The sequence below is a fragment of the Collinsella sp. TM10-22 genome (assembly GCF_003466125.1).
GTDB lineage: Bacteria > Actinomycetota > Coriobacteriia > Coriobacteriales > Coriobacteriaceae > Collinsella.
The window spans coordinates 214765-227540 of the sequence record NZ_QSOC01000001.1; the positions used below are offsets into that span (position 1 = coordinate 214765).

The 12776-nt window shown below is 61.4% G+C and carries 8 protein-coding genes; 5 read left to right on the forward strand and 3 right to left on the reverse strand.

Annotated elements, in window-relative coordinates; all coding sequences use genetic code 11:
- Positions 1-50: 50 nt before the first annotated feature.
- Positions 51-1331: a methionine adenosyltransferase gene (gene metK / locus DXD94_RS01000; protein WP_022094972.1), complete on the reverse strand. Its 1281-nt coding sequence runs from the start codon at positions 1329-1331 to the stop codon at positions 51-53.
- Between the two features lie 332 nt (positions 1332-1663).
- Here metK and gltX point away from each other — a divergent pair, with 332 nt between their 5' ends.
- The 5 genes from gltX to DXD94_RS01025 all read left to right on the forward strand — a co-directional run bounded on the left by gltX (position 1664) and on the right by DXD94_RS01025 (position 9009).
- Complete coding sequence (gltX, locus tag DXD94_RS01005; RefSeq protein ID WP_117735086.1) at positions 1664-3139, forward strand: glutamate--tRNA ligase; 1476 nt, start codon at positions 1664-1666, stop codon at positions 3137-3139.
- A 210-nt stretch (positions 3140-3349) separates the two neighbouring features.
- Entirely contained in the window at positions 3350-5803 is a 2454-nt protein-coding gene (priA, locus tag DXD94_RS01010; protein ID WP_117762937.1) for a primosomal protein N', read from the forward strand.
- Positions 5804-5821: 18 nt separating this feature from the next.
- Positions 5822-6358, forward strand: coding sequence for a peptide deformylase (gene def / locus DXD94_RS01015; protein ID WP_117742857.1), 537 nt, complete (start codon positions 5822-5824; stop codon positions 6356-6358).
- Positions 6359-6685: 327 nt separating this feature from the next.
- Positions 6686-7606, forward strand: a complete 921-nt coding sequence (gene fmt, locus DXD94_RS01020) for a methionyl-tRNA formyltransferase (protein WP_117762938.1) — start codon at positions 6686-6688, stop codon at positions 7604-7606.
- The gene (locus tag DXD94_RS01025) at positions 7603-9009 is read left to right on the forward strand and encodes an RsmB/NOP family class I SAM-dependent RNA methyltransferase (RefSeq protein ID WP_233540287.1); all 1407 of its coding nucleotides are present in this window, start codon (positions 7603-7605) and stop codon (positions 9007-9009) included. The genes fmt and DXD94_RS01025 overlap by 4 nt, the downstream gene beginning before the upstream one ends.
- A gap of 141 nt (positions 9010-9150) precedes the next feature.
- Here DXD94_RS01025 and DXD94_RS01030 read toward each other — a convergent pair whose 3' ends face one another.
- Both DXD94_RS01030 and DXD94_RS01035 read right to left on the reverse strand, forming a co-directional pair.
- Positions 9151-9387, reverse strand: a complete 237-nt coding sequence (locus DXD94_RS01030; RefSeq protein WP_117735090.1) for an FmdB family zinc ribbon protein — start codon at positions 9385-9387, stop codon at positions 9151-9153.
- An 87-nt stretch (positions 9388-9474) separates the two neighbouring features.
- A complete protein-coding gene (locus tag DXD94_RS01035; protein WP_117762939.1) occupies positions 9475-12771 on the reverse strand; it encodes a 4-alpha-glucanotransferase in 3297 nt (1098 codons plus the stop codon).
- Positions 12772-12776: the final 5 nt, after the last annotated feature.

The window sequence follows — 12776 nt, forward strand, 5'->3', positions numbered from 1 at the left end:
TCGGTACTTCTTTTGGTGCGTTGTTATTTGCTGTAGCTTTTCGGGTTAGCTTACAGGCCGCAGGCTGCTTTGAGTTCTTCGACTCGGTCGGTCTTCTCCCAGGTGAAGTCGGCGTCTTCTCGGCCAAAGTGACCGTAGGCTGCCGTCTTTTCGTAGATGGGGCGACGCAGGTCTAGGTCACGGATGATTGCGCCCGGGCGCAGGTCGAAGGTTTTCTCTACGGCTTCAACGATCTTGTCCTCGGCAACATGCGCGGTACCGAAGGTGTCGACCATGATTGAGAGGGGCTTGGAAACGCCGATTGCGTAGGCAAGCTCGACTTCGCAGCGGTCGGCCAGACCGGCGGCGACCACGTTCTTGGCGACCCAGCGCGCGGCATACGCGGCGGAGCGGTCGACCTTGGTGCAGTCCTTGCCGCTAAAGGCGCCGCCGCCGTGACGGCCGTAGCCGCCGTAGGTGTCGACGATGATCTTGCGGCCGGTGAGGCCCGTGTCGCCCATGGGGCCGCCCACGACAAAGCGACCGGTGGGGTTCACGTAGATGTCCGCGTTGTCCCACGGCATGTTCTCGGCGGCCATGACCGGGGTGATGACGTGCTCGATGAGGTCGGCCTTGATCTTTCCCATGTCCTCGATCTCGGCGGCGTGCTGCGTGGAGATGACGATGGTCGTGACCTCGACGGGCTTGCCTTCCTCGTAGCGCACGGTGACCTGGGTCTTGCCGTCGGGACGCAGATAGGCGAGGGTGCCGTCGTGACGCACGGCGGCCAGGCGCTCGGCCAGGCGGCTTGCCAGGTAGTGTGGCATGGGCATGAGGGTCTTGGTCTCGTTGGAGGCATAACCGAACATCATGCCCTGGTCGCCGGCGCCGATCAGGTCGATCGGGTCGGTGGTAGCGCCGGTCTGGGTCTCGAAGGACTCGTCGACGCCCTGGGCGATATCGGGCGACTGCTCGTGGATGAGGCTCATAACGCCGCAGGTGTCGCAGTCAAAACCGAACTTGGCACGGTTGTAGCCAATGCGGCGGATAACGCCGCGGGCGATTTCCTGTACGTCGACGTAGGCCTGGGTGCGAATCTCGCCGGCGACGATGACGGTGCCGGTGGTCACGAGGGTCTCGCAGGCGCAGCGGACGTTCTCCACGTTGGCAGGCACGCCGTTGGGGGCGATGTAGCCCTGTTCCTGGAGCTCTATTTCTTTGGCGAGGATTGCGTCGAGGACGGCGTCGCTGATCTGGTCAGCGATCTTATCGGGATGACCTTCGGTCACCGACTCCGACGTAAAAACAAAGGACCCGTGTTGGGGTGGGATGGAACGAAGTTCTTCTGACATGATAGTCCCTTCAAAAACGTGTCCCGGCGACCGTTACCATTCCGCCGGGCTCTCTATGCAAGGGCATATCATAGCGCGTAAATCAAACATTCACACCCTTTCCGCACCTAGTCATACATCGCTTTGGGGGTAGCTAATTTGGGACGGGGCTTTTTTAGCTACCCAATCCGGAGTCTTCGGAGCCAGAGGCCTACCTCGACATAGGGTAGCTAAAAAAGCCCCGTCCCAAATTAGCTACCCAATGACTGGGTCGGTGCCCTTTGTGCGGAGGTGGGCATTGTTGCTTTATACTGGTACGGTTCGACATCCATCCTGCAATCGAGGAGATTTCCATGGCATCAGACGTTCGCGTCCGCTTTGCACCCTCACCGACGGGCAAGCTGCATATCGGCGGCGCCCGCACCGCTATTTATAACTGGGCTTTTGCCCGCGCAAACGGAGGCACGTTCATCCTGCGCATCGACGACACCGACCCCACCCGCTCCACCGACGAGAATACGCAGATCATCCTGCGCGCCATGCGTTGGCTGGGCCTGGACTGGGACGAGGGTCCCGAGGTGGGCGGCGACTTTGGCCCCTACGCCCAGACTGAGCGCCTGGACCTGTACAAGCAGGCCGCCCAGAAGCTTTGGGACGAGGGCAAGGCCTATCCCTGCTTCTGCACCAAGGAGCAGCTCGACGCCGACCGCAAGGCCGCGCAGGAGCGCAAGGACCCCTTTCAGGGCTATCAGCGCCGTTGCCGCGATCTTGATCCCGAGGAGGCCCGTCGCCGCATCGAGGCCGGCGAGTCCTACGTCCTGCGCATCAAGGTACCCGAGGACCGCGGCGACGTCCGTATCCACGACGCCGTCCACGGCGAGGTGACCTTCGACGCCAAGGAGCTCGACGACTTTGTCATCTTCCGCTCCGATGGCACGCCTACGTATAACTTTGCGACCGTCGTCGACGACGCCATGATGAAGATCACCCACGTCATTCGCGGCGACGACCATCTGTCCAATACCCCGCGCCAGGTCATGGTCTACGAGGCCCTCGGCGCGCCCGTGCCTACGTTCGCCCACATCTCCATGATCCTGGGCGCCGACGGCAAGAAGCTCTCCAAGCGCCACGGCGCCACCTCGGTGGAGGAGTACCGCGACGCCGGCTACCTGTCCGATGCCTTCGTCAACTACCTGGCGCTGCTCGGCTGGTCGCTCGACGGAGAGACCACGATCATCCCGCGCGATGTCCTGGCCAGCAAGTTCTCGCTCGATCGCATCTCCAAGAACCCGGCGACCTTCGACCCCAAGAAGCTCGATTGGGTCAACGCCGAGTACATCAATGGCATGTCCGATGCTCAGTTTGCCGACGAGATCATGGTCCCCGAGCTGCACGAGGCAGGTCTCATCGAGGGTAATGTCGAGTACGGCGAGGATTGGATCGACGCGCTCGCTGCCATCGTCAAGCCGCGCACCAAGATGCCGGCCGACACCGTGACCGTCGCCGCTCCCATCTTTGCCACGGCCGAGACGCTCGAGTATGACGAGAAATCCGTCAACAAGGGCCTGGCCAAGGAGGGCATGGGTGCCATTCTTGATGCCGCCAAGGCCGCGCTCGAGGGTGTGGACGAGTGGACGGCTGCCAACATCGACGCCGCGCTTGAGCCGCTGCCCGAGCAGATGGACCTCAAGAAGCGCGTGGTGTTCCAGACCGTGCGCGTCGCCGTTTGCGGCAACATGGTGAGCCCTCCGTTGGGCGAGACCATGGCGCTCGTCGGCCGCGACGACTGCCTGGCGCGCATCGACCGCGCCCGCACGATGGCACTGTAATCGCTGCGCACACGCATGTATCCGAGCCCCGTTCACCCGAGCGGGGCTCTTGTTTCTGTACCGATGAGCGTGTTGCTGGGACAAAATAATCAGTAGTGTTTGCCCCATGTTCGAGCGACGCAACACGCTCGACACTCGTATCGGCCATGGGACAAACACTACTGATTATTTTGTCCCAGCCCTTTCAGGTCCGTTCGTTAGAGGTGGTGTATGGCTCAACAACTGTCGCTGTTTGGTTCGCCGGAACCGGAGGAGGTTCCAGCGGCGCCCGTGCCTGCCGCTGCACCGGCCAAGCCCGAGCATACACCTGACCTCATCGCCGCCTACGCGAGCGTGGTCCTCGACATCCCGACGCGTGCGCTGTCCGAGCCATTCGCCTACGGCATCCCGCAAACCCTTGCTAACGAGGCACAGGTCGGGTCCACGGTCCTGGTCCACTTTGGTAACCGTGCCGCCGCGGGCTATATCGTCGACATTGCACCTGAGCTGGGCGACCTGCAGGGCAACAGCGCCTTCGACCCCGCGCGCATTAAAGCCATCGAGGCCATCCTCAGCAAACCGCTCTTTACCGCCGAGGCTGCCCGTATCGCACGCTGGATGAGCCGCGAGTACGTCGCAACGCTTTCCGAGTGTCTGCGTCTGTTTTTGCCTCCGGGCGGCAGCCCGCGTGTGGTCAAGGGCGACGACGGCGTGTGGGCTGTCGAGCGCCCCGCCGTCAAACCCATCCAAAATCGCTGGGTCATGCTCACGCCCGAGGGATTCGGCTATACGCCGCCCAAGACCGCGGTCCGCCAGCGTCAGCTTATCGAGGCGCTCCAGTGCGGGCCGGTCACGACCCGAGACCTCAACCTTCTCTATAACAGCATGTCGGCGACCATCAAGGCGCTCGAAAAGCGCTGTGTCGTGGTGGTGGAGGAGCGCCGTGCGTGGCGTGGCTGCAGCGAGCAGACCACGCTGTCCTCGGCAAGCGGCAAGGCGCCAGTCTCCCTTACCAACGGACAGCAACAGGCACTCGCGCAGATTGAGCGCGCCCGTCTGGACGCTCATGGCGACGTGGTGCTGGTCGACGGCGTCACCGGCTCTGGCAAAACCGAGGTTTATCTTTCGGCGATTGAGCGCGTGCTGGCGGCCGGCCGTTCGGCCTGCGTGTTGGTGCCCGAGATCTCGCTGACGGCCCAGACCGTCGGTCGCTTCCGCTCGCGCTTTGGCGAGACGGTCGCTGTGTTCCATTCGCGGCTTTCGGCCGGCGAGCGCCTGGACCAGTGGGATATGGTCGCCAGCGGTGCCGCGCGCGTGGTCGTCGGTGCACGCTCGGCGCTCTTTTGCCCGCTTAACGACCTGGGCCTCATCATCATCGACGAGGAGCACGAGACCAGTTACAAGCAGGGCTCCAGCCCGCGCTATCATGCGCGCGAGGTGGCGGCCGAGATGGCGCGGCGCTATCGTTGCCCACTCGTGCTGGGCTCGGCCACGCCTTCTGCCGAGGCCCTCGACCGCTGCCGCCGCGGCACGTATAACGGTGCCACCTGGACGCGCGTCGAGATGCCCGAGCGCCCGGGACAAGCCGTGCTGCCTACGGTCCGTATTGCCGACCTGCGCCGCGAGTTTTCGCACGGCAGCCGCTCCATGTTCTCAAAGCCGCTGATGGAGGGCTTGGAGCGTGTGGTCGAGCGTCGCGAAAAGGCCGTGTTGCTGCACAACCGCCGCGGTTTTGCGCCGTTTTTGATGTGCCGTGAGTGCGGCTGCGTCCCCACCTGCAATCACTGCTCCACCGCACTCACGTATCACGAGCGCACGCACACCCTGCAGTGCCATACCTGCGGATCGTCCTGGCGCGTGCAGCCGTATCCGGCGCCCACGAGCCGCTGTCCCAAATGCGGTAGTCGCTACCTGGCAAAAATGGGCCTGGGCACGCAGCAGATCGAGGACGCACTGCACCAGATGCTTCCCGAGGACGTCGCCATCATTCGCATGGACGCCGACTCCACGCGCGGCAAGGACGCGCACAAAAAGCTGCTCGAGCAGTTCGATGCCGCCGATTGCGCGGTGCTGTTGGGTACCCAGATGATCGCCAAGGGGCTCGACTTTCCCGAGGTCACGCTCGTGGGCGTGGTCAATGCCGACTTTGCGCTCAAGCTGCCCGATTTTCGCGCGGGGGAGCGTGCCTACGATTTGCTGGAGCAGGTGGCGGGGCGCGCCGGCCGCGGCGATCGCCCCGGCGAGGTCATCATCCAGACCTATCTGCCCGAGGACCCGGTCATTCGCGCCGTTGCCGAACATGACCGTTCGATCTTTACCGACCACGACCTGGACCAGCGCCGCGACGCGCTGTATCCGCCGTTTGTTCGACTAGTCAACATTTTGGTGTGGTCGGCGAATGCAGATGATGCACGGGATTATATTGGGCGCATCGCGAAGCTCCTCATGCGTCGCTGGCATGCCGCCGCGACCGATTTTTTGCGGGCGGGGAGTGCCGTGCCGCAGGTGCTGGGCCCGGCTTCGTGTGTAATCGAAAGAGCCAAGGACCGTTATCGCTTCCACCTGCTTGTGAAGTCGCCCGTGGGGTACCATGTCTCTGACGATATCGACGCCTGCCTCAAAGAGGTGGGCTCCGTGCGCGGCGTGAGCGTGAGCGTTGACGTCGACGCCTATGATTTGATGTAACAACCCGAAAGGATGACCATGGAAGCCAACGGAATCGTACTGTCGCCCGACCCTCGTCTGCGCCAGGAGTGCGCCGTCATCGAGGAGATTACCCCGGCGATCGAGGCACTTGCCGAGAAGATGAAGAAGATGATGTTCGAGAACGCCGGCTGCGGCCTGGCTGCCCCGCAGATCGGCGAGCTTATTCAGCTCGTCACCATCGACTGCGACTACACCGACAAGAACGACTACGACCCGTACGTGCTTATCAATCCCGTCATTGTTGAGCAGAGTGACCATCTGGTGCCCTTTAGTGAGGGTTGCCTGTCCATTCCGGGCATTAACTGCGAGATCGAGCGTCCCGACCATGTCGTCGTCGAGGCGTACGATCTGGACGCCAACCTGATTCGCTACGAGGCTTCGGGCGATTTGTTCTGCGTGTGCCTACAGCACGAGATCGATCACCTGCACGGCAACACCATGTTCGAGCGTCTTAAGCCCATGCAGAGACTCAAGGCTGTCAAGGAGTACCAGGACGCCCTGGCCCGCGGCGCTCGACCGGGCGAGACGGAGTAAGTCCTACCGTCCCCGGTGCTGAGCGCCCACATATCATCCCGTGCTCAAACATTCTCGCTTTGCTGCGAAACTGCGCGCGGGACGATATGTGGGCGCTCAGCACCGGGGACTGCGTTGTTTTGGCTCGGTTCGCCCGGGTGCCGCTGGGCCAGGGATGGGCGTCTTCGCTGATAATTGCTTTGCTGAAAGAGCTGCTTTTATTGCGGCTCTTTCTTTGGTTTTGTGTATATTTGTTCTTGTTGAATTGTTATTGCGGATGGGCTGGGTACTTGGCATTCCGCTGCTCTTTCTAGCCGTCTCGGCTTTGGTTGAGAGGAGACGATCTTTATGCGTATTGTGTTTATGGGTACGCCCGATTTTGCGGTGCCTTCTTTGACTTCGCTTGTTGAGGCTGGGAATGAGATTGCACTTGTTGTTACTCGTCCTGATGCTGTTCGTGGGCGTGGTAAGAAGCTGGAGCCGTCTCCTGTTAAGGCTCGCTCGCTTGAGCTGGGGTTGCCTGTTGTTGAAGCTAATCGTATGACGCTTGAGGTTGTTGAGGCGCTCCGGGCTGCCCAGGCTGACATTTTCTGTGTGGCTGCCTATGGCTGCATTTTGCCCGATGAGGTGCTGCATATGGCGCCGCTCGGTATTGTGAATGTTCATGCGTCCCTGCTGCCTCGTTGGCGTGGGGCTGCTCCTATTCAGCGTGCGATTCTCGCTGGTGATGAGATTGCTGGCGTTTCTATCATGCGCATTGGGCATGGCGTGGATACCGGCGCTTATTGCGCCCAGGCGTCTACGTCAGTCGCCGGTAAGCATGCCGAGGCTTTGACCAAGGAGCTTGGTGAGCTTGGCGGCAAGTTGCTTGCCGATACGCTTCCCTCGCTTGCCGATGGTTCGGCTGTTTGGACTGAGCAGGATGAGGCGCTCGTCACTCATGCTGCCAAGATTTCTAAGCAGGAGATGCGCCTGGATCCGCACATGGCGGCGCTTGATTGCGTGCGCCATGTGCTGGCTTCGTCCGATACCGCGCCTGCTCGTTGCGTGATTGCCGGTAAGACCGTGCGCGTGCTCGATGCTGCGCCGGCTGATGTGTCGCTTGGAGAGGGCGCCGTTGACGTTAAGAACAAGCGTGTTTACCTTGGTCTTTCCGATGGCACGGTTGAGTTGCTCGAAGTTAAGCCCGATGGCAAGCGTGCTATGGCCGCTTCTGCTTGGGCTGCTGGCCTGCAGGGTGCCGATCTTATCTGGGGTGTTTTGTCGTGAGCAAGCTGTCTCCTGCGCGCAAGCTTTCACTCGATGTGCTAATGGAAGCTGACCGCCGCGGCATGTATGCGCGTGACGTGCTGTCCTCTCGCGCATCGGCCAAGGCTATTGACCAGCGCGATTCCGCTTTTGCTGCCCGCTTGGCGCTGGGCGTTGCCGCCACGCAGGGCATTTTGGATGAGCTGCTCGACCAGTTTCTCGATAAGCCCAAAAAGGTTGCACCGCGTGTTCGCATGGCGCTTCGTATCTCGGTCTTCGAGATGCTCTATCTGCATACGCCTGGCCGCGTTGCCGTAAGTCAGGGTGTTGAGCTGGTTCGCTGCGGTGCTAAGTCCGCCGCTGGCTTGGCCAATGCCGTGCTGCACAAGGTTGCGGACAATGTTGAGGACTTTGCTACTGCGTCCGATGTGGATGAGTCTGAGCGGCGCTTGGTCCGTCTGTCGCGCCTGATGGGTCTGCCGCGTTGGCTGTGCGCTCGCATTATGGCGTCGTTTGACACGCCAGAGGGTGCGCTTAACTTTGCCGGCAATCTGGCCCCCGCGCCGCTGGCCCTGCACGAGAATGCGTTTGCGACTAAGCCCGATCCGTATATCTCGCAGCTCGTTGCGCCTGTCTTCCCGGGCTGCCATGCTCCGGTCGATGCGCAGGTCACGGTTGCGTCGGGCGTGTTTGAGCGCGCTGCGGCCGTGGCCTCGGATCTCAATGCCCAGCTTATCGCGACTACGGCGACCCGTCCTGGGCGTTGCCTTGAGATTGGCGCCGGCCGTGGCACCAAGACCTATGTGATGATGTGCCAGGCCAAGCGTGCGGGCTATGAGCGTCAGCATACGGCGCTCGATCTGCATGATCGCAAGTGCGATCTGAATCTCGCTCGCCTGCATAAGGCCGGTATTCAGGGCGTTCGTACGGTTTCGGGCGATGCTTGCGAGCTTGATGAGGTGCTCACATCGTTTGATGCCATGCTTGGCGAGCCGGTAAAGTTCGACACGGTCTTTATCGATGCACCGTGCTCGGGCACCGGCACCATGCGCCGTCATCCCGAGATCCCATGGCGCCTAACTGAGAATGACGTTACGACCGAGTTGCCCAAGCTGCAGCTGGCAATGCTCAAGGAAGCAGCCGTGCGCGTGGCTGCCGGCGGTGAACTCATCTATGCGACGTGCTCGGTCTTCGACGAGGAGAACACGCAGGTCGTGGACGCGTTCCTTGCTTCTCCCGAGGGTGCCGGCTTTACCATGGCACCGCTTTCTGGGGCACAGATTCTGCAACTGCCCGACTTCGAGCAAGCCAAGAAGCTCGTTTCTGTACGCCAAAACGACCGAGGCCTCTTCCAAAGCGTGCCGGTAAACGCCGACTCCTACGACGGCCACTTCTGCGCCCGCCTGGTCCGCCAAAGTAGCTAATTTGGGACGGGGCTATTTTAGCTACCCAGACCGTATTGGCGCAAAGGCGTTGACATTACGAAAAAGGGCGGCTTGCGACTGGTGTTGTCGCAAGCCGCCCTTTTTCGTGTTTGTGTTGGCGTGTGGTTGGTTGCTCGGCTGTTAGTGGTTGTGCGGGCAATTGGCGCAGCAGCCGCTGGTGGCGCTGGTGCTTGAGCCGCCGCTTCGCTGGTCGGTGTTGTAGAAACCGCTGCCCTCAAATTTAATGCCGTTGGCCGAGAACGTCTTGGCCGCCGGAGCGCCGCAGCTCGGGCAAACGACCTCGGGAGTCTCGGACATGGGATGCTCAACCTCAAACACGTTGCCGCAGCTCGAGCACTTGTAATCGTAGCGCGCCATAATACTTCCTTTTCAGCACAAAGCGGGCAGATTACTCTGCCCGCAAAAATTCAAACGTCTGTACTGTACCCTATATCGGGCGTTTTATCACGCCTCGCCCCAGAATCTATGGGTGTCGCGCAGGAGCTGCGCAGTTTTGCCCTCGGCGGCCGCAATGTCGGCCTCGTCAGCCTGCCAGGTCCAGTTGCCCGTGGCTACGCCCGGAACGTTCATGCGCGCGTCGTCGCCAAGCCCCAGGACATCCTGCAGCGGCATCATCACGAGGGGAGCATCACTTGCCAGCGCGTCGCCCATCAGCTTGGCCGCCACCTCAACACCGCTCGGTCCATCGCCGCCCGCAAAGGAACGCGTGCACCACCCGGCCAACGTCGACGTATCGTGCGTCGAGGTGTACAGGATCTTGCCAGGCGTGGGTTGCACGCCGCAACGGACGTCGTAGTCGCTAAACTCCAGCACGTCCATGCCGGGGAAGCCGCAGGTCAAAGCCATGGCGCGAACGCCAGGCGTCAGATAGCCCAAGTCCTCAGCGATAAAGTTGAGCGGACCCAGCTCATCGTAGGCGGTCTGGAACAGGTCTTTGCCCGGTCCCGCCAGCCAGCGACCGTCGGCGCAGTCCTTGCCCGCAGGAATGCTAAAGTAGCTGTGGAATCCCAGGAAGTGATCCAGACGCACGCGGTCGTAGAGCGAGAACGCGCGACGCAGGCGATCCATCCACCAGCTATAGCCGTTCTGCTTCATGTGGTCCCATCGGAACGTCGGGTTGCCCCACACCTGGCCCTCGGGCGCAAAGTTGTCGGGCGGCGCACCGGAAATCTCAATCGCCTTGCCGGTATCGGACAGCCAGAAGTTCTCGGGCTCGCTCCACGCATCGGCCGAATCGTCCGAGACATACATAGGAATGTCGCCGATGACCTCGATACCCTTCTTGTGCGCATAGTTCATAAGCTCGCACCAGGCCAGGTCAAAGCGGTACTGCATGTACGCCTGCAGCTCGGCCTCGTCGTGGAAACGCTTGTCGTCGATCAGATGCTCGTTGTAGCGCGCGACATCTGCCGGCCAATCGTGGCGCGACTCGCCCTCAAAGTACTTCTTAACGGCCATGTAAACGCAGTACTTCTCGAGCCAGTTGGCGTTGCGATGTTTAAACGCCGTGTACAGCGGGTCGGCATCCTCACCGCCGCGAGCCTTCCAGGTAACAAAGTCGGCGGCCAGCTCCTCGTGGCTTTCGGGCAGCAAATCGATATTGCCCGCAAAGGCCGAGGGACCGGCGTAAGGGGATCGGAAGAAATCCGTCGGGTTGACGGGCAGGACCTGCCAGTAGCGCATGCCCATTGCGGCCAGATGGTCGATAAAGCGACGCGTGGGAGCGCCGATCGTACCGGGCTTGCCATCGTCGGTGGGCACCGAGGTGATATGGCACACGACACCCGCGCCGTGATCAAGCGGCTCTTGTAGACGTTGCTCGGCGTGGTGATAGATGATCGACGACCCCAGCGGATACAGATCGAGTGTGATGGTACCGTTGTGGATTTCGCACTCGTGGCCGCTGATCACGTCGCTTGCGCATTCGCCGAGCGCCGGAATTGTCACACGGTGCGAATTGCGCAGGCTGCGGTTGATGATAACCGTTGCGGCCTCACCGTCTTTACCGGTGCGCGTGTAGGCTAGTACCTCGTCGTTGAGCGCGAAGGCCTTGATCTCGCCGTCTACCATAAATGGCAGGGCGCGGCGCACGGCCGAGGCGTTTTTAAGGATGGCGAGTGTATCGAAGTCGTGCAGGTCTTCCTTTAAAGGCAGCGTGCGGCGATTGCCCGGATCGGTCAGGCCCTCAAGGCCGTACTCGTCGCCATAGTAAATCGAAGGCACGCCGGGGAACGTCATCTGCATGAGCGTTGCAAGCCAAAAACGGCTCTTGGCCAGGTCCATCGAGTTTTCGTCCAGGCGCCACTTGCTGCGCTCGCACTCGGGTAGCTGCGACTCGTCGGGGCCACCGCCGAGCACCGAGATGATGCGTGGGCGGTCGTGGCTCGACAGCAGGTTGAGCGCGCAGGACAGGGCTTCGCGCGGATAATTCTCGCGCAGGGTCTCGATATCCTCGGCTGCCTGGAAGGCATTCTTGTAGCCCATCAAAAAGCCGATGACCATGTCGCGGAAGGGGTAATCCATGGCAGAGTCCAGCTCGGAGCCCTGCAGGTAGCGGCGCAGATGTCCGTAGCTAATCTTGTTGGAGGCGTCTTCCCAGACTTCGCCGAGCAACAGCGCGTCGGGCTTCTCAGCTAGCACGGCCTTTTTGATCTCGGTCAGGAAATCGTCCGAAAGCTCGTCGGCCACGTCTAGGCGCCAGCCATGAGCGCCGGCACGTAGCCATTTACGGATCACGCCGTCCTTGCCCAAGAGCCGCTCGCGTACCAGTTCGGAGCTCTCATTGATGGCGGGCATATTGCCCACGCCCCACCAGCAGTCGTACGAGCCGTCCTCGTGGAAATAAAACGCATCGCGCCACGGCGAATCCTCGCTCTGCCACGCGCCCGCGCCGGGGTAGTTGCCGTAGCGGTTGAAGTAGATTGAATCGTCGCCCGTGTGGTTGAACACACCGTCGAGAATGATGGAAATGCCCAGCTTCTCGGCCGCCTCGCACAGCTCAGTAAAGTCCTGCTCGGTGCCCAGAATTGGATCGATCTTGGTGTAATCGGCGGTGTCGTAGCGGTGGTTACTCGCGGCTTCAAAAATGGGGTTGAGGTAGATGGCAGTAAATCCCAGCTCGGCGATGCGAGGCAGGTCTTCTTGTATGCCCTTGAGCGACCCGCCGTAAAAGTCCCAGGTCTTGATGGAGCCGTCCTCGGCGCGCTCGTATACGGGCGGCTCGTTCCAGTCCTCGACCATGCGGCGCTGAATGCCGCGACGCGGCTTTTCGACCTCGGCCAGCGTGCGCTCGCGCCAGTGCTCGTCGCGGGCATAGCGATCGGGGAAGATCTGGTAGACCATACCGCGCTCGTACCACTCGGGTCGAACTTCGCGGTGCTTGTAGACGGTGATCTGGAACGACGGCACTTCGGCGTAGTCGTAGGTTACGCCCTCGCCGCCGGTGCGTCCCTGCGGTGCGCCCAAGCGGACCTCGGGCTGGCCCTCGATATTGCATATAAAGCTGTACCAGATAAGACAGGGCTCGGTGCACTCTAGCTCGGCGGTAAAGATGCCGTCGCCCTCGTGCGTCATGGGATACAGAGTTTCCCCGATCTCGTCGACCCAGGTACGCAGGGTAAGCGTTGCCTGGTTGGGGTCGGCATCCTCCAAAATTACCGACAGCGAAACGGAAGTTCCAGTGGTCACAGCGCCAAACGGAGTGCGAAACTGCGGCAGACGGCTGTTGTGTATCAATCTCATAGTAC